Origin of the sequence: Streptomyces sp. NPDC057939, assembly GCF_042887545.1 — a bacterium.
Taxonomy (GTDB): Bacteria; Actinomycetota; Actinomycetes; order Streptomycetales; family Streptomycetaceae; genus Streptomyces.
Genome location: NZ_JBHVPG010000067.1, coordinates 22,838 through 39,381 on the forward strand (window position 1 = coordinate 22,838; position 16,544 = coordinate 39,381).

A 16,544-nucleotide genomic window follows, 5' to 3' on the forward strand; every position below is an offset into this window, starting at 1 on the left:
ACATATGACGAACGTCGTGCTGGTGGGAACCCTGGACACCAAGGGTGTCGAGTACGGCTGGCTGCGCGAGAGGCTGTCGCGCGCCGGCGTCGAGGTGGTCCTGGTCGACACCGGGATCATGGGAAAGCCGAAGGTGCCCGCGGACGTGCCGCGCGAAGCGGTGGCGCGGGCGGCGGGAACGGAACTGTCCGAACTGCGAGCGGCCGCCGACCGGGGCGCGGCCGTGACCACGATGGCGAAGGGGGCCGAGGCGACCTTGTTACGCCTGCACGCCGAGGGCCGGCTGCACGGGGTCCTCGCGATCGGGGGCAGCGGCGGCACCTCCATCGCGAGCCGCGCGATGCGGGCCCTGCCGCTGGGCGTGCCGAAGGTGATGGTCTCGTCGATGGCGTCCGGGGACGTGGCCCCGTACGTCGGCTCCTCGGACCTCACGATGATGTACAGCGTGGTGGACATCGCGGGGATCAACAGCATCTCCGCCCCGGTACTGGCCAACGCCGTGGAGGCCGTCGCCGGGATGGCGAAGGGCTGGGCCCGCGCCGCCCAGGACCGGGGCCGTCCGGCCCGGCTCGGCTCGGGACCCCGTCCGCTGGTCGCGGCCAGCATGGCGGGCGTGACCACGATCGGGGTGGACGCGGCCCGGGAGCGGCTGACGGAGCTGGGCTACGAGGTGCTGGTCTTCCACGTCAGCGGCTCCGGTGGCCGCACCCTGGAGACCCTGGCCGGGCAGGGGGTGTTCGCGGGCGTGCTGGACCTCACCCTCAGCGAGCTCGCCGACGACCTGTGCGGCGGCATCCTGACCGCCGGACCCGACCGGCTCACAGCGGCCGGGCGGGCGGGGATCCCGCAGGTGGTGAGCCTGGGGGCGCTGGACATGGTGAAGTTCGGGCCGCTGGAGAGCCTGCCGGAACGGGCCCGCTACCGCCGGGTCCGCGTCCACAACCCCTCGATCACGGTGATCCGGACGACCGAGTCCGAATGCGCGGAGCTCGGCCGGCGGGTCGCCGCCAAACTGCGGGGCTCGACGGGTCCGACGGAGGTCTGCGTCCCACTGCGCGGACTGTCGACGCTCGGCGCGCCCGGCGGGCCCTACCATGACCCCGGCGCGGACCGGGCCCTGTTCTCGGCGCTGCGCGAAGGATTGCGGGGCAGCGCGGCCCGGATCCACGATTACGACACCCACATCAACGACCCGTCCTTCGGCCGGGCCGCGGCCGACAGGTTGCACGCCATGATCGGCGCGCTCGCGGCCGCGGCCTGACCGCACAGCGCTTCGAGACGCCCCTCCCGGTTGGGAACCAGCCGTGGCGGAAACGTGTCCCTGGTGGTGGCCGGTCGGGTACGACGGGTGCGGGATGCGGCGATGCCACGGACGGGGGGCGACGATGAGCGGTGAGTGGACGGTACCGGGATACAGCGAGGTACGGGAGCTCGGGGCGGGCGGCAGCGGACGGGTGGTGCTCGCCGTCCACGACGGCACGGGCACCGCGGTCGCCGTGAAGTACCTGAGCGACCGGCTGCGCGAGGACCCCGCCTTCGTCCGGGAGTTCCGGGCGGAGGCGCGGCTCCTCGGCGGCCTCGGCTCCCCGTACGTCGTGGGTCTGTACGAGTACGTCGAGGCGCCGGGCGGCGCCGCGATCGTGATGGAACTGGTCGACGGGATCTCCCTGCGCGCCCTGCTCAAGCAGTCCGGGCGTTCGGAGCCGGAGGCCGCGCTGGTGGTGCTGAAGGGCTCCCTGCTGGGGTTGGCCGCCGCGCACCGGGCGGGTGTCGTGCACCGCGACTACAAGCCGGAGAACGTGCTGGTCTCCGCGGACGGCTCCTCCAAGCTCGTGGACTTCGGGATCGCGGCCGGGCGCGGTACGACGCCCGGCGTCGCGGGCACGCCCGCCTACATGGCCCCCGAGCAGTGGCAGGGGCGCCCCGCCTCGCCGACGGCCGACGTGTACGCGGCGACGGCGACGTTCTTCGAGTGCCTGACGGGGCGCAAGCCGTACGACGGGGAGAACTTCGCGGAGCTCGCCGTCCAGCACATCGAGGCGCCGGTGCCGGAGACCGAGGCCCCGGAGCCGGTGCGCCCGCTCATCCGGCGTGGCCTGGCCAAGCTGCCGGAGCAGCGTCCGGAGAACGCCGAGGCCTTCGTCGCCGAGTTGGAGGAGGTCGCGCTCGCGGCGTACGGGCCGCAGTGGGAGGAGCGCGGGCAGCGCAAGTTGGCGGCGCTGGCCGCCCTGCTGCCGTTGCTGTTCCCGTCCGCGGGCGCCGCGGCGGCGGGTACCACCGCGGTGGCGACCACGTCGGTCGGCACGCCGTCGGTCTGGGCTCCGGGGCGCGGCGGCTGGCTGGCGACGGGGCTGGCGCTGGTGCTGGGGGCCCTGCTGGTCCTGACGACCGACGCGATCGGCGGCACCCCGCCGGGGACGTCCGCGCTCAGCGACTTCGCCACCACGAGCCCGGCCGCGCCCGGCGGCGCCTCCCCGCACCCGGCCCCGTCGACGACGGTGTCCGCCGGCCCGAGCCCCTCGACGTCCCCGAGCGCCTCCGCGTCGGCCTCGCCGTCGCCGTCGCCGTCCTCGACTCCGTCCCCCTCCTACTCGGCCTCCCACTCGCCGAGCCCGAGCCGTTCGGTCAGTCCCACGCCGACGGTGACCCGGTCGCCGACGCCGACGCCGAGCCCCACCCCGACCGTGCGCGTGACGAAGGTCGACGTGTCCCTGAAGCCGGGCATCTACCGCGGCGACGCCACGGTGTCCGTCGCGACGCAGGGCACCGGCACGGTCACCGTGGTCGTCGAGTGGTTCCTCGGCGACGCCCCGGGGTCCCTCGCCACGGCCGACGGCAGCGAGACGTTCGTCGTGCAGGCCGGCACGACCGCCCAGGTGGTCAGGTCCCACACGTTCAGCCGCGGCAACGGCTGCTACGGCGGTGTGCGCGTCACCACCAAGCCCGCCGCCGGGAACTCCTCGGCGTCCGACTCGCAGCTGCTGAGCCGCTGCCGGCAGCCGGAGCCGCCGCGATGAACGAGCCCCGCGCACCCCGGCCCGGCGACGGCGACAACGGTCGCGCCGAGCACGTCGACGGCGCCGACGACTACAGCGCCACGGTCCTCGGCAGCCACTGGTTCACCGGTCCCCCGCCGCCCGCGGAGGCCGCCCCCGACCGGGTCGAGGGTTCCGTACTGCGGTTCGGGCCGGGGGTGACGGCTGCCATGCCGGCCCCGTTCCCGCTGGTCGCGGCGCCGGCCGCGGCGCCCGCGCGCAGGGGCGGCGGCTGGCGGCGGTACACCCTCGCCGTCGTGGTCCTGGCGCTCGTCCTCGGATACCTGGGCTGGCAGCGGTTCGGGCCGTCCGTCGAGGTGCGTGACGTCCGGGTCAGCACCGATCCGCAGGGGCCCGGCTGCGACGCCGCCGCCGACGTGGTGGCCTTCGTGTCGACGAACGGCCGCCCCGGCACCCTCGTCTACCGCTGGGTCCGCAGCGACGGGACCCGCTCCCAGGAACTCACGGAGCGGGTGCCCGGTGGCCGCGAGCAGGCCACGCTGCACCTGCTGTGGACGTTCCACGGCACGGGCAGCCATCCCGCGAAGGCCGAACTCCAGCTGATCGAGCCCGTGAAGCGCACCGCGTCGGTGGAGTTCACCTACCGCTGCCGCCCGTGACGGCGGGCCCGGCGGACGGCCGTGCGGGCATCCTGATCACGGCGCGGCCGCCGTCGAGGTCCACGCGGGAACGCGGCGGGGCGCCGTCCTCCTCGTCGTCGCGCATGACGAGGGCGCTGCGGCGTTCCTCCAACTCGTTCTGCTTGCCCGGCGAGAAGCTCGCGTGGAGTTGCTCGAAACCGGTGGAGGAGATCTGGCCCTGCCGGCCGCCCCAACGCCAGGGCAGCAGCCCGGCCCGGCCGGCGCGGACGAGCGCCAGGTCGAGGAAGGCCACCACGGTGAGCACGATCGCCAGCCCCGGCAGGGTCATGAATACGACGAAGGCCATGGCCCGACCGTAACCCGGACGGCCCCCCCCCGTTCGGCCGTCCGGCCCCGGATCCGTCGCCGTGGGCCGTCCTTCCGGCCGGCCGGGCGCGACCGTCCGGCCGAAGCGGCGCCACCCCTTGCGCTGGTTGACTCGGAGGTGTTGACGAGGGCGTGCAGGACGCCCTCAGGCACCGCTGCGTGCCACGTTCCAGCCGGCGACACACCCCAACCGGAACGTGGCCGTCCCGCTCGGATGCCAAGTCCGCGCGGGGAGGCCCGCAGCCGCTTTGGGGAGCGGCTGCGGGCCGCTTCGTTTCCGTCCCCCCGCCGCAACCGGGGGGACGGGGTTCAGAACCGGGCGTGGGCGGTGATGTCCGCCTCGAACTCGCCCGTCATCGCCGGCGTCACCGTCGGCCGGCACTGGGCGACCGCCGCCAGGTAGTCCTGCGTGGCCGCGCCGAGCTGGGCGGCAGCCGCGCCCCGCGCGCCCACCGCCTCCAGGTCCCGCTCGAAGGACACCTGGGCCGCGATCCGGGCCGCGTGCTCGATGTCGGCCGGGGTGAACAGTTCGGTCGCCTCCACCAGCGCCGCCACGTCCACGTCGGCCCGGCCGGCCGTGTACCGGGACCAGATCGCGGCGCGGGCCCCGGCGTCCGGAGTGCCGATGGGTATCAGGTAGTCGAAGCGGCCGGGCCGCAGGAACGCCGGGTCGAGCGAGCGGACCGAGTTCGTCGCGCAGACCAGCAGCCGTTCGTCGCCCTCCCGGAAGCCGGGTATCAGCTTGAGCAGCTCGTTCGTGACGCCGTGGATGCCGCCCGGCTGGGCGGGCTCGGTGCGTACCGGTGCGATCTCCTCGACCTCGTCGATGAAGACGAGCACCCGCTCCAGTTCGGCGATCCGGGCGAAGGCGTCGCGCAGCGCCGCCGCGAGGTTGCCCTCGTCGGCGAGGCGGGAGGGCAGCAGTTCCACGAACGGCCAGCCGAGCCGGGAGGCGATGGCCCGCGCGAAGGTGGTCTTGCCGGTGCCGGGCGGGCCGAAGAGGGTGATGGCGCGCGGCGGTCGCACCCCGTGCGAGGCGGCCCGTTCGGGTTCGGCGAGGGGCAGCACCACGCGCCGCTCGATGAGGTCCTTCTCCTTCTCCATCCCGGCGACCTTGTCCCACAGGTCGCTCGGGAGGAACCGGCCGCCGAGGTCGTCGAGGAGGCCCGCGGCAGGCCCGTGCAGCGGCTCGGTCTTCTCGAAGTAGGCGACGGCGGGCTGCCGGGTGTAGCCGGCGTTGAGGAGGCCCTCGCCGAGCATGTCCTCCTCGGGCAGCACGTAGGCGATCCGGCCGACGCGGGCGGCTATGAGCCTGCGTTCGAGCTCGACGAGCAGGGCGCTGGCCAGTCCCCGGCCGCGCCAGCCCGCGGCGATCGCGATGCGCATCACCCAGGCCCGCTCCCCCGTGACGCAGGCGAGCGCGGCGCCGATCGGTACGCCCTGGTGGACGGCGACCACGCAGGGCTGCCGGTCGGTGAGGGCGCTGATGCATTCGGCCAGGGAGAAGACGGACTCCTGGCCGAGTTCGGCCGTGGTGTCGATCAGGTGGACCACCGCTGCGAGATCGCTCTCGCGGTAGTCGTGGATGAGCCAGTTCACCGGGTACCGCCCCTCGTTCGTGCTCCTGCGGCGAGGCTAGGGGCGGGAGGCCGGCCACTCACGCTCCGTCATGCACAACACCGCGTCCGGAAACCGTCCGTGTCGTCCATAGACTGGTGGCTTCCGCCGACGACCCGCACCGAGGATCAGCACGCCTTCATGACATCCCACATACCCGGCGCCGCACCGGCCCGCAGTCGTTCGTTCGTCGTGTGGTCGGTGCCGGTCCTGTGGACCCTGGCGCTCGGCGCGTGGGGGCTCTCCCGGCAGGACAGCGTGTGGCGTGACGAGGCGGCGACCTGGCAGGTCGCCGGACGGTCGACGGGCGAGATCTGGGCGATGCTCGGCAACGTGGACGCGGTGCACGGCCTGTACTACCTCTTCATGCACGGCCTCTTCGAGGTGTTCGGCGCCGGCACGACGACCCTGCGGCTGCCGTCCGTCCTCGCGGTCGCCGTGGCCGCGGGCTGCGTGGCCCTGATCGGGAACCGGCTGTCCGGGCCCGCGACCGGCCTGGGTGCCGGGTTGGCCCTCGGCCTGCTGCCCGCCGTGCAGTTCCACCTCCAGGAGGGCCGGCCCTACGCGCTGGTCGCCGCCGGCTCCGGTCTGTCGGCGCTGCTCCTGGTGTCCCTCGTCGGGGACGGGCCGGGACGGGTCGGGCGGCGGACGTGGCCGCGGTGGACGGCGTACGGGCTCCTCGTGCTGGTCTGCGCCCTGCTGAACTGGCTGTCGCTCCTGGCGCTGCCCGCGCACGCGGTGACCCTGTGGTGGGTGCGGGCCGGGCGCGGGGTGTGGCTGCGGTGGCTGGCGGCCGGGGCGTGCGCCGCGGCGGGGGCACTGCCGCTGATCCTGTTCAGCCGGGGCCAGTCCGACCAGGTGTCCTGGATACCACCGTTGGCCTGGCACATGTTGATCGGGCCGGGCATCCTGCTGGCCGTCGGGGCGTTCGGGGCGTGGACGGACCGACCGGCCCGCGGTCGGCTGTCGGTCGCCGCCGTGGGACTGCCCCTGCTGCTGGTGCCGCAGCTCGCCCTGATCGGGCTGTCGCTGGTGCGGCCCCTGTTCCTGGACCGCTACGTACTGTTCGGCATGCTGGGTCTGGCCCTGCTGATCGGCGCCGCGCTGGGCGCGGGCGCCGGAGCCCTGGCACCGCGTCTTCCGAGGGCCGCGACGGCGCTCGTCCCGGCGGTGGCCGGGGTGGCGGTGCTGGCCCTGCTGCCCGTGGAACTCGGCAGGCGGGCCCCGGCCAGTCGGATCGACGACGTGCTGGCCGTGGCCGGGGAAGTGGCCCGGCTGGGACGCGCCGGGGACGCGGTGCTCTTCGTACCGGCCGCCCGGCGCGACACCGCGCTCGTCTCCCCCGGCGCCTTCCGGGACCTGACCGACGTGGCCCTGGCCCGGAGCCCGGCGGCCTCCGCCACCCTCAAGGGCGAGGAGGCCGACCCGTCCCGCATCCGCGCGGCCCTGCTGGAGCGGCGCCGCGTCCTGCTGGTCACGGACGACGACCGGGTCGCCCGCCCGCCGGGCCCGGACCGCGACCGGACGAAGGTGGCCGTCCTGCGCCAGTACTTCACGGTCGTCGAGGACCACCAGGTCCGCGGCCGCCGCGTCACCCTCTACGAACGCCGTACCTGAGGGTGCGGAAACGGTTCAGCGGGCGCCCGCCATGGGGCGGGCGTGGGTGCCGAGCCAGGTCAGGGAGGAGGCGGCCAGGTCGGGCCAGCCCCGGTCGACGGTCAGGGAGTGGCCCCGGTCCTCGAAGCACTGGTACTCGGTGACGGCCGGGGAGTGCCGGTACTGCTTGTACGTGGACCGGGTCAGCACGTCGGGCACGGTGTGGTCGTGCTTGCCGGACATCAGGAGCAGCGGACCGCGCGAGGCGTTGTCGGTGTTCACCCGGGCCGCGGAGTGCGGGGTGAAGTTGCCGAGGGCGAGCTGGAACAGCGGTCGGGCGGGGCTCGGAATGGTCCACGCGTCGAAGAGCGCCTCCGCGTCCGGTTCGGGCACGGCGTTCGCGAAGGCGTAACGGAACTGCTCCCGGTTGAGCGAGACCGCGCGGTGGATGTTGCCGGGGTCGCGCAGGAAGGCGAACGCCGACTTGGCCTGGGCCGGGGCGAGCGCCTTCACCCCCTTGATCTGGCCCGGGGAGATGGCCACGGCGGCGGAGGCGAGGCCCTCGCCGAGCAGGTGCTGTGCGATGAAACCGCCGACGGAGTGCCCGATCAGCACCGGCGGCGCGGGCAGCGTCCGGATGACCCGGGTGTACGCCTCCGCTATCTCTGCCAGCCCGACGCCGGCCTGCGCGTCGGGCAGTCGGCGGGCCCCCGTGACCGTGTCGGGCACCCCCGGCCACTCCGGCATCAACGGCTCGTAACCGGCGTCGTGGAAGCTGTCGGCCCAGCCCTGCCAACTCGTCGAGTGCAGCCACAGGCCGTGGATGAAGATCACGGGTGTGCGCCGTGTGGTCATGACGGGACCTCCTGAAGGCCTCGGCCCCCCTGGACAGCACCTCTGCCAGTCTCGCCCCGCGGGCCGGGTCCCGCCTGTGCGGCGCCTTCCGGGGCCGGCCGTCGGCCGGTGCCGCCCCCCGCCCGGGGCGCCCCTCCCGGATTCACAGCTGATTCATATGGAATTTCTGGCTCCGCACAGGGTTTCGACGGGGAGGCTCGGAACATGATCCATGGCATGTTTCCCCGACAGGCCGGCCGACCCCGCGCCCGGCGCGCCTCCCGGATCCTGCTCGCCCTGAGCGCGACGGCCGCCCTGCTGGGCGTGGACGTCCCCGACCCGCCGGCCGCGCCGCCCCTGGGCTTCACCGTCGGCGCCCGTCCCGGGGCGGCGGCGGACCGGGTGGGCGCGCTGTTCGCGGGAGGGACGGCCGGCGGCCACTTCTGCACCGCCGCCGTGGTGCGCAGCGAGGGCCACGACCTGATAGCCACGGCCGCGCACTGCCTGGACGACCCGGACACCGCGGTCTTCGCCCCGGGCTACCGGGACGGCGAAACCCCGTACGGGGTGTGGCGGCTGACCGACGTGTACACGGCCCCCGGCTGGCGGGACGGCGAGGACCCGGACGCCGACATCGCCTTCGCGACGCTCGCGCCGTTGGACGGCGCCCGGATCGAGGACGTCGTCGGCGCGTTCCCCGTGGCCGGGCAGCAGCCGGACGACGCGCTCGTCACGATCCTCGGCTACCCCAGCACCAGCGAAACCCCGCTGAGCTGCACCAACACGACCGAGCTGTTCTCCGGGACGCAGCGTCGCATCGACTGCCCCGACCTCAGCGGCGGCACCAGCGGCAGTCCCTGGCTCGTGGACGGGGAGCTGGCCGGTGTGCTCGGCGGCTACGAGGGCGGCGGCACGGTCCCGGAGGTCTCGTACAGCGCGGTGATGGGCGAGCGGGCCCTCGCGCTGTACCGGGAGGCCTCCGCCCCGGGTGCCTTCGCCCTGGTCGCGCCCGCCTCCGGGTGAGCGTCAGGGGGCGGCGGCCCCGCTGAGGATCATCCGGGGTTCCCGTCGGCGGCACCGACCTCCGCCGGCTCGAACCAGGTCGGTTCGTCGAGGAGGGCGCGTCGGACGCGTTCCAGGGCGAACCGCTCCAGCGGCGGCAGCTCCGACATCCCGAACCAGGCGACCTCCAGCAGTTCCCCGTCGTGGGGGCGGGCCTCGCCCCCGGTCGCGCGGCAACGGAAGGTGAGGTCCTGGAACTGGCAGACGTCCCCGTTGGGGTAGACGATCGGCGCGAGCATCTCGACGAGGACGACCCGCTCGGGGACGCACCGCACGGCCGTCTCCTCGTACACCTCGCGGACGGCCGTCGTGGCGGGCTGCTCACCGGGTTCGGCGATCCCGCCGATGACCGACCAGCGCCCGGTGTCGGCGCGGCGGCCGAGCAGGACCCGGTCCTCGTCGTCGATGACGACGGCCGTGACCCCGGGCAGCAGGAGGAGTTGCTGCCCGGCGCCGGCGCGGATCGCCCTGATGAACTCGGGTGTGCTCACGCGGCCCTCCCGGCGCGGATCCTACGGGCCAGCACCGTGGCGAGCCCGCCCGCTGCGATCAGCAGCAGCGCGTACTCGGGCAGCGGGCCGAAGCGGGTGGCGGGGGTCTCGGTGGAGCGCAGCGGGATCTCGGCGACCAGCGCGTCGGCGGTGAACAGCTTCGTCCGCTCGCTGATCGATCCGTCGGGCCGGATGACGGCACTGACGCCGCTGGTGACGGGCACCAGTACCGTCCGGCTGTGCTCGACCGCGCGGATCTGGTCCATGGCGAGCTGCTGGTAGGTCATCTGGCTCCGGCCGAAGGTGGCGTTGTTGCTGGGCACGGCGATGACCTGGGCGCCGGCCCGGACGGTGGAGCGCACCGCGTCGTCGAAGGCGGCCTCGTAGCAGGTGACCATGCCGACCCCGCTGCCGTTCATGTCGAACACCCCGGGCTCCTTGCCGGGGCCGAAGTCCCGGCGGACGCGGTCCACGTCGGCGCTGAAGAGCCGGACGAAGGACCGCATGGGGATGCGCTCGCCGAAGGGCTGGATCTTGCGCTTGTCGTAGGTGTCGACGGGGCCCTTGACCGGGTCCCAAAGGATCATCGTGTTGCGCAGCGGGCCCGTGTCGGGGGCCAGTACGGAACCGATCGCGACGGGCACCCCGATGGCCTTCACCGCGTGGTCGATGACCGCGTAGGCGTCGGGCTGGGTGTAGGGGTCGATGTCGGAGGAGTTCTCCGGCCACAGGACGAAGTCGGGCTTGGGCACCCGGCCGGCCTTGACGTCCTCGGCGAGCTGGATCGTACGGTTCGCGTGGTTGTCCAGGACCTGGCGGCGCTGGGCGTTGAAGTCGAAGCCGAGGCGCGGGACGTTGCCCTGGATGACGGCGGCCACGGCCGTTCCGTCCTCGGCCGCGTCGGAGACCAGGGGGCGGGCGACGAGGGCCGCGCCGATGGGGGCGGCGACGGCCAGCGCGGCGAGCGCGGCCGTGGTCTGCCGGGGGTGTTCGCGGGTGGTGCGCAGGACCTCGTAGAGGCCGAAGCCGCACAGCGCGACGCCGAAGGAGAGCAGCGGGGTCCCGCCGAGGGCCGCGAGCGGGACGAAGATCCCGTCGGCCTGCCCGAAGGCGAGCTTGCCCCAGGGGAAACCGCCGAAGGGGGCGCGGGCCCGCAGGGCCTCGTCCGCGACCCAGACGGCGGCGGCCCACAGCGGCCACCCGGGCAGCTTGCCGACGAGGGCGATGCCGAGGCCTCCGAGCCCGATGAAGAGGGCTTCGAGGGTGACCAGGGCGAGCCACGGCACCGGGCCGACGCCCTCACTGGTCCATACGAGGAGCGGCAGCAGGTAGCCCAACCCGAACAGGAAACCGAGCCCGAACCCCGCCCGGGCCCGGCGGCCGCGCAGGCACCCGGCCAGCAGGGCGAGGGCCAGGGGCGCCAGCCACCACAGCGGGCGGGGCGGGAAGCTGAGGTAGAGCAGCACTCCGGCGAGGACGGCGAGGGCGGGCCGCGCCGACCGTGCCGCCCAGCGCGGCAACGCGCGGGTTCCGGGCGCGCCGGTGTCGGCGGTGTGCGCGTCGGATGTCGCTCCGGGTGATGCGGGGGGCGGCGGGGAGGGGTCGTTCCCGGCGTCGCGGGTGACACTGCTGCTCATCTGGCGGAGTGTACGTCCCCGCATGCCAAAGGCTGGTAAGGCCCGGGGCCGGGGCCCCTGACGGGCGACGCCGACGCCCCACGGCGTCGGCGGCAGGTGCGGCGTCAGCCGGCCAGGGCGCGCAGGTGGGCGCGGATGACGCGGACGGCGTTCTCCGCGTCGTCGACGGTGACCGTGAACAGCTTGCCGTCCCCGAGCCGCAGTTCGACGCCCTCGCCGCGCCGGACGATGATGGCGGTCCCCTGCTCCGGACGCCAGCGGTATCCCCAGCCGCCCCACTGTTGCGGCGTGATGCGGGGCACGAACTCGGCGGAGGTGACCTCGGAGAGCGGGATCCTGCGGCGCGGGAGCCCCACGTGACCGCAGCGGACCTCCAGGACCTGGGAGTCGACGGTGACGGCGACGTGCACGAACGCCAGGGTGCCGTAGAGGATCAACAGCCCGGCGGCGAGGCAGCCGACCACGGACATGAGCAGCGGGGCGATCCCGGAGGTCCAGGAGCCGTCGACGGCGAGCTCGATCCCGAGCGCCAGGCACGCGGCTCCGGCGGCGGCGAGGACCCACTGCACGCGGTTGGAGGCTCGGCCCGTCCAGAGCGGCCCCGGGGGGTGACCCGTCATGTGTAGCAGCGTACTCACGTTCCGCATGTACGCCACCGCCTCTCGCCCAGTCGGTCGACGGGCCCGTGGTCCGCGCGTGCCCGTGGGGCGCGTGGTGCGTCTGCCCGCCGGGCCACCCCGGAAACCCGCCCGGGCCCCGGTCCGGTCGGGCCCTGGGCGGGGAGCAGGGGACCTGGGCGTCGGTCGGGGAGGCAGGCGCACCGGGGCGTCCCGCGGGCCCGGCCGGCGGACGGGCCCGGTGGGGTGGATCCCGAAGGCGTTGCCGTAGCGCTCCGGGGCCGTGCGGCGCTCCAGGACGGCGACCCCCCGTCCGGCGCGGCGCGGCCCGACGGCGGTGGCCGGGCCGCCGCCCCCGCCCCGACCACGCGTGCCCGAGCGGATCGCGTGGGCCGCCCGGTCGGCGTGCCGCGCACGGGGTACCGCGGGCGCGGTGCGCCTTTCGCAGTACCCCATCCGTGGTACCACGAGCGTGGTTATCCTGGCGACGTGAATCAGGACCGGCGGGACCGGCTGCGCGACGCGGCCGTGGCCGTACTGGGCGGATCGGGTGGGCGCGGGCTGACGCACCGGGCCGTCGACGCCGCCGCCGACGTGCCGCCGGGCACGGCCAAGAACTACTTCTTGAGCCGCGACGCCCTGCTGCGGGCCGTCGCGGAACGGTGCCTGGAGCAGTACCGGGCCGTCGCCCCGACGCCCGCCGTATCGGAAGCCGGATCGGAAGCCGGTGCGGGGGCGGGGCCGCGATCGGGCGCGGAAGCGGAAGCGGGATCCGGAGCGGAAGCGGAAGCGGGATCCGGGGTCGCGCCGGATCCGGCCGCGTTCCTGGCGGGACTGCTGCGGGACGTCGCCGGGCCCGGTCGGACGCGGATGCTCGCCCACCTGGAACTCCAGGGCGAGGCGGCCCGGCGGCCGTGGCTGGCCGCGCTGATCGACCCGATCGGCGCGGGTGATTTCGCCGCGTACCGGCACCTGTTGGAGGCGGCGGGGCTGCCCGGCGGGTCCGACGGGGCGCGCGTCCTGACGCTCGCGCTGCACGGCGCGATCCCGCACCTGTTGGCCGGCGCCCCCGCGACCCTGGCGGCGGCCGGCCTCGACGACCTGGACGCCTTCGCGCGCCGCCTGCTCAACACCGTGTGCCCCGAGGAGAATCCGTGACCACCCGACTGGACCGCGCCGTGGGCGCCGTACTCGGTTCGGCGGCGGGCGACGCCCTCGGCGCGCCCTACGAGTTCGGCCCGGCGGGCCAACTGACCGCGCGGGGACAGGAGATGCGCGGCGGTGGCGGCTGGGATCCCGGCGAGGCGACCGACGACACGCAGATGGCGGTGCTGGTCGGCGAATCCCTGCTGGAGCACGGCGGCCTCGACCTGCCCGACGTCTTCGCCCGGTTCCAGCGGTGGGCCGCCGGCCGCCCCAAGGACATCGGTCTCCAGACCGAGGACGTGCTGACCAACGGCGAGGCCTGGGACCTGGCCGCCGCCCTGCACTTCCAGGTCAACGCACGGGCGGCCGGCAACGGTTCCCTGATGCGGGCCTCGACGTCGGCGGTGTACTTCGCCGCCGCCGGCAGGGAGGCCACCATGGACGCCGCCCGGCGGATCGCGGCCCTCACCCACGGCGACCGGGCCGCCTGGGAGGGCACCGCCGTACTGCACGAGCTCGTGCGCGTCGCCCTGGACGGGGACGATCCGCTGGCCGCGCTGCCCGACGTCCTCGACTCGGTGCACCCGAACCACCGCGAGCGGTACGCCCGCGTGCTCGACCCGGCCTGGCACCCGGACCTCGCCACCGAGTTCAACGGGGCGGTGTGGCCCTGCCTGGGCTCGGCGGTGTGGGCCCTGCGGACCACCACCGGCTTCGCCGCGGCCGTACGGGCCGCGGTCGACCTGGGCGGGGACACCGACACCGTCGCCGCCGTCACGGGGATCCTGGCCGGCGCGGTCCACGGCGGGGCGGCGATCCCGGCCGAATGGACGGAACCGCTCCATGTGCCGCTGCCCGGCTTCGGCGACCGGGTCCTGGACGCGGAGGCCCTGCGCGCCCTGGCCGAACGCCTCGCGACGATCGACTGAGCGGGCGGCGGGTGCACCGGCCGAGGGCGGGGACCCGCGACCGACCCACCCGGGCGATGCCGGTCAGCCGCAGCCGCACCCGCCGCAGCCCCCGTCACCACCGCACCCGGTACCGCCGCAGCCGCCGGCGGCCCCGCCGGCACGCCCGTCCCGATTCGTCTTCTCCTCCTCCGCGCGCAGCCGCGCCTGCTCGCGTCGGCGTTCTTCCGCGCGGGCCCGCGTCCGTCGCACGCTCTCCCGGTGCGACACGCCCGCGGGGACCCACCGGTCGAGGCCGTGCCTGCGGCGCGGCAGCAGCACGGCCGCGGTCAGGTGGGAGCTGATCCGGGTCCCGGGGCCGTCGTGCACCGCGCATTCCAGGACGACCTCGGCGCCCTCTCGGGGCACCCCGTACAGCACCGCCTCGAAGGGCTCGTCGCGGGCGTCGATGTCGTGCGATCCGCGCCGGGCGTCCGCCGTCGGGCCCGCGGCCAACATCCGCACCTCCGCACGCGTGTCGACGCCACGGGCCCGGAAGGCGATCAGGGGCCGCCCGGCCGTCTCGTCGGCGTCCGGGTACAACCAGTGGTGCCCGGACCGGGAGATCCGGACGCCGACGACCATGACCGGCAGGCCGACGTCGCGCAACCGCCGCGCGGCCCGGTCGGCGCTCGCGCCGCGGCCGAGGAGGGTGCTGCCGAGCAGCAGCAGCGGCGCGGCGGTCCACTGCTGACCCACCGCGTCGTACGGAACGGCCCCGCCTCCGGCGCCGAAGTCCCGTACGAGCCCGTCGAGGAGGACTCCGCCGCCCACGAGGCAGAGGAAAACGCCGAACAACATCGCCGCGATGCCGCGCCGGCCGTGCCCGTCGGGCAGCGGCCCCGGCGCGGGAAGGCGGGCGGGCCCGGCCGCCGCGAGGGCCCGTGCCCCCTGCCGACGGCGGGCCCTCAGCCGCAGCAGCGCCCCGACCAGCGCCCACAGTGCGGCGAGGCAGACGAGGCAGAGACCGACCCGGGTGCGCACGGCGCCGGTCCCCCGCACGACGAGGGCCGCGGCCGACTCCGCGGCGATCAGCGCGGCCGATACGGCGGCCGCGCCCGGCAGGTACCGGAACCAGACGGGCAGGGCCGCCAGGAGGAGGGTCATCGGGTAGGCCCGCCAGTCCGTTCCGACGGCTGCGTCCTGCGCCCCGGTCCGGACGATCGGCAGGAAGGAGACGACGACGAGCACACCGAGCGCCCAACTCCCGCCGCCCGGCGCGAAGAAGAGCGGCGCACGCTCCTTGAGCCAGCCCTCGGCGGCCGGAACACCCCATGTACGTACGCCGGTCGCGGGTATCACCCCGCTCGGCACGTGCTTGGCGTAGGCAGTCACGGCCCCAGTATGCGAGCGGTCCCGGCGTCGCGGAACGGTCGGCGGCGGACCGACCGGTGACGGAACGGGGCCCGTGCGGAGGGGAGTTGGCGGGTCCGAACGGGGTCGTCCGACCTCATCGCCCGCGTCGCCTCCGGCGGCCGGCCGGGGCGCCGGACGGGCCGTCCCCGTCCGGGGTCATCCTCCGACGGAGGCGTTCCGCGCCGGCTCGGCGAGCAGTCGGCCCTCGGCGTAACCGAACGCGGCGCGCGGAAGCTCGCCGGGGCGGCCGCTGAGCAGCACGGTCAGCCCGCCGGTGCGCGGCAGTCCGGGCCGGGGTTCGACGCCCACGCGGCGCAATGCCTGGAGGGCGACGGCCTCGGCGGACCCGTGGAAGGCGAAGGGGGTGCCGCCGGTGCGCGCGTCGACGGCGGCCCGGATCAGCTCCTCGACGAGCTCGTAGTGCGTGCAGCCGAGGACGACGTCGGTGACGTCGGGCGGGGTCAGCGCGGCGGCCGCGGCGACGGCCCGTACGACGGCGGCCTCGTCGGCCGCCTCGACGGCGTCGGCGAGACCCGGGCAGGGCACCTCGGTCACCTCGGCGCCGGCGGCGAAGTCACGGATCAGGCCTCGCTGGTAGGGGCTGCCGGTGGTGGCGGGGGTGGCCCAGATCGCGACGCGTCCCCCGGCGGCCGCGGCGGGCTTGATCGCCGGGACGGTGCCGATGACGGGGATGGCGGGCTCCAGGTCGCCCCGCAGGGTGGGCAGGCTGTGCACGGAGGCGGTGTTGCAGGCCACGATCAGCGCGTCGGGACGGTGCGCGGCGGCGGCACGGGCGACGGCGCGGGCACGCTCGGTCAGGTCGGCGGGGGTGCGCGGTCCCCAGGGCATCCCGTCGGGGTCGCAGGACAGCACCAGATCGACGTCCGGCCGCAGCCGACGCGTCGCGGCGGCCGCCGCAAGGAGGCCGATTCCCGAGTCCATGAGAGCGATCTTCACCCGGCCACCTTAGTCGACCCCCCGTCCCGGACCCCTCCCGACCGCCCCCGCACCGGGCCGGGCGACCCGCTCGGCCGACCCGCCCGGCAGCCTCCTCCGCCGCTGGTCGACGCCCCCGCCGCGGTCCCCGCCCGACATCGTCCCGCCCGACCGGCGGGCGCCCGCGCGTCGGGCCCGGCGCCTTCCGGGGATCTCCACCGCACCGGGCCGCGCGACGGGTGCACACCGCCAGGCACTGATCCACATCAGACGCTGCGGACGACACTATAAGAGTAGAACTC

The 16,544-nt window shown here is 75.2% G+C and carries 15 protein-coding genes; 7 read left to right on the forward strand and 8 right to left on the reverse strand.

Translation table 11 applies throughout. The annotated features are described in order from the left end of the window. The first annotated feature begins 4 nt into the window (after nt 1–4). The 3 genes from ACFVS6_RS38890 (at nt 5) to ACFVS6_RS38900 (ending at nt 3,655) form a co-directional block, all read left to right on the forward strand. The gene (locus ACFVS6_RS38890; protein ID WP_389711274.1) at nt 5–1,261 is read left to right on the forward strand and encodes a Tm-1-like ATP-binding domain-containing protein; all 1,257 of its coding nucleotides are present in this window, start codon (nt 5–7) and stop codon (nt 1,259–1,261) included. A gap of 124 nt (nt 1,262–1,385) precedes the next feature. After that, on the forward strand, nt 1,386–3,017 hold the full coding sequence (locus ACFVS6_RS38895; protein ID WP_389711260.1) for a serine/threonine-protein kinase: 1,632 nt from the start codon (nt 1,386–1,388) through the stop codon (nt 3,015–3,017). Next, the gene (locus ACFVS6_RS38900) at nt 3,014–3,655 is read left to right on the forward strand and encodes a hypothetical protein (protein WP_389711261.1); all 642 of its coding nucleotides are present in this window, start codon (nt 3,014–3,016) and stop codon (nt 3,653–3,655) included. Before ACFVS6_RS38895 ends, ACFVS6_RS38900 begins: the two co-directional genes overlap by 4 nt. Here the strand turns inward: ACFVS6_RS38900 and ACFVS6_RS38905 are convergent. Continuing rightward, nucleotides 3,633–3,983, reverse strand: coding sequence for a DUF6191 domain-containing protein (locus ACFVS6_RS38905; RefSeq protein WP_389711262.1), 351 nt, complete (start codon nt 3,981–3,983; stop codon nt 3,633–3,635). The two genes, ACFVS6_RS38900 and ACFVS6_RS38905, sit on opposite strands and share 23 nt — an antisense overlap. 329 nt (nt 3,984–4,312) lie before the next feature. Then, nucleotides 4,313–5,602, reverse strand: a complete 1,290-nt coding sequence (locus tag ACFVS6_RS38910; protein ID WP_389711263.1) for an ATP-binding protein — start codon at nt 5,600–5,602, stop codon at nt 4,313–4,315. A gap of 159 nt (nt 5,603–5,761) precedes the next feature. Here ACFVS6_RS38910 and ACFVS6_RS38915 point away from each other — a divergent pair, with 159 nt between their 5' ends. Next, nucleotides 5,762–7,237, forward strand: a complete 1,476-nt coding sequence (locus ACFVS6_RS38915) for a hypothetical protein (protein WP_389711264.1) — start codon at nt 5,762–5,764, stop codon at nt 7,235–7,237. A 15-nt stretch (nt 7,238–7,252) separates the two neighbouring features. Here ACFVS6_RS38915 and ACFVS6_RS38920 read toward each other — a convergent pair whose 3' ends face one another. Then, nucleotides 7,253–8,071, reverse strand: coding sequence for an alpha/beta hydrolase (locus ACFVS6_RS38920; RefSeq protein WP_389711265.1), 819 nt, complete (start codon nt 8,069–8,071; stop codon nt 7,253–7,255). Between the two features lie 216 nt (nt 8,072–8,287). On the opposite strand from ACFVS6_RS38920, the gene ACFVS6_RS38925 reads away from it, so the two are divergent. Beyond that, nucleotides 8,288–9,073, forward strand: a complete 786-nt coding sequence (locus tag ACFVS6_RS38925) for a trypsin-like serine peptidase (protein WP_389711266.1) — start codon at nt 8,288–8,290, stop codon at nt 9,071–9,073. A 29-nt stretch (nt 9,074–9,102) separates the two neighbouring features. Here the strand turns inward: ACFVS6_RS38925 and ACFVS6_RS38930 are convergent, their stop codons facing one another. The 3 genes from ACFVS6_RS38930 to ACFVS6_RS38940 form a co-directional block, all read right to left on the reverse strand. Continuing rightward, the gene (locus ACFVS6_RS38930) at nt 9,103–9,603 is read right to left on the reverse strand and encodes an NUDIX domain-containing protein (RefSeq protein ID WP_389711267.1); all 501 of its coding nucleotides are present in this window, start codon (nt 9,601–9,603) and stop codon (nt 9,103–9,105) included. Further along, complete coding sequence (gene lnt, locus ACFVS6_RS38935; protein WP_389711268.1) at nt 9,600–11,240, reverse strand: apolipoprotein N-acyltransferase; 1,641 nt, start codon at nt 11,238–11,240, stop codon at nt 9,600–9,602. Before lnt ends, ACFVS6_RS38930 begins: the two co-directional genes overlap by 4 nt. Before the next feature lie 104 nt (nt 11,241–11,344). After that, the gene (locus ACFVS6_RS38940) at nt 11,345–11,860 is read right to left on the reverse strand and encodes a hypothetical protein (RefSeq protein ID WP_389711269.1); all 516 of its coding nucleotides are present in this window, start codon (nt 11,858–11,860) and stop codon (nt 11,345–11,347) included. 486 nt (nt 11,861–12,346) lie between these two features. Between ACFVS6_RS38940 and ACFVS6_RS38945 the strand changes: the two genes are divergently transcribed. Together ACFVS6_RS38945 and ACFVS6_RS38950 are read left to right on the forward strand one after the other, a co-directional pair. Further along, complete coding sequence (locus ACFVS6_RS38945) at nt 12,347–13,015, forward strand: TetR/AcrR family transcriptional regulator (protein WP_389711270.1); 669 nt, start codon at nt 12,347–12,349, stop codon at nt 13,013–13,015. Next, complete coding sequence (locus ACFVS6_RS38950) at nt 13,012–13,932, forward strand: ADP-ribosylglycohydrolase family protein (protein ID WP_389711271.1); 921 nt, start codon at nt 13,012–13,014, stop codon at nt 13,930–13,932. The genes ACFVS6_RS38945 and ACFVS6_RS38950 overlap by 4 nt, the downstream gene beginning before the upstream one ends. Before the next feature lie 63 nt (nt 13,933–13,995). Here ACFVS6_RS38950 and ACFVS6_RS38955 read toward each other — a convergent pair whose 3' ends face one another. After that, nucleotides 13,996–15,285: a hypothetical protein gene (locus ACFVS6_RS38955; protein ID WP_389711272.1), complete on the reverse strand. Its 1,290-nt coding sequence runs from the start codon at nt 15,283–15,285 to the stop codon at nt 13,996–13,998. 177 nt (nt 15,286–15,462) lie between these two features. Beyond that, a complete protein-coding gene (locus tag ACFVS6_RS38960) occupies nt 15,463–16,263 on the reverse strand; it encodes a glutamate racemase (protein WP_389711273.1) in 801 nt (266 codons plus the stop codon). Nucleotides 16,264–16,544 lie beyond the last annotated feature (281 nt).

Bases quoted from the DNA above. Each gene is read 5' to 3' on its own strand.
- ACFVS6_RS38890 (WP_389711274.1), top strand. From the start codon at position 5: ATGACGAACGTCGTGCTGGTGGGAACCCTGGACACCAAGGGTGTCGAG.
- ACFVS6_RS38895 (WP_389711260.1), top strand. From the start codon at position 1,386: ATGAGCGGTGAGTGGACGGTACCGGGATACAGCGAGGTACGGGAGCTC.
- ACFVS6_RS38900 (WP_389711261.1), top strand. From the start codon at position 3,014: ATGAACGAGCCCCGCGCACCCCGGCCCGGCGACGGCGACAACGGTCGC.
- ACFVS6_RS38905 (WP_389711262.1), bottom strand. From the start codon at position 3,983: ATGGCCTTCGTCGTATTCATGACCCTGCCGGGGCTGGCGATCGTGCTC.
- ACFVS6_RS38915 (WP_389711264.1), top strand. From the start codon at position 5,762: ATGACATCCCACATACCCGGCGCCGCACCGGCCCGCAGTCGTTCGTTC.
- ACFVS6_RS38920 (WP_389711265.1), bottom strand. From the start codon at position 8,071: ATGACCACACGGCGCACACCCGTGATCTTCATCCACGGCCTGTGGCTG.
- ACFVS6_RS38925 (WP_389711266.1), top strand. From the start codon at position 8,288: ATGTTTCCCCGACAGGCCGGCCGACCCCGCGCCCGGCGCGCCTCCCGG.
- lnt (WP_389711268.1), bottom strand. From the start codon at position 11,240: ATGAGCAGCAGTGTCACCCGCGACGCCGGGAACGACCCCTCCCCGCCG.
- ACFVS6_RS38940 (WP_389711269.1), bottom strand. From the start codon at position 11,860: ATGACGGGTCACCCCCCGGGGCCGCTCTGGACGGGCCGAGCCTCCAAC.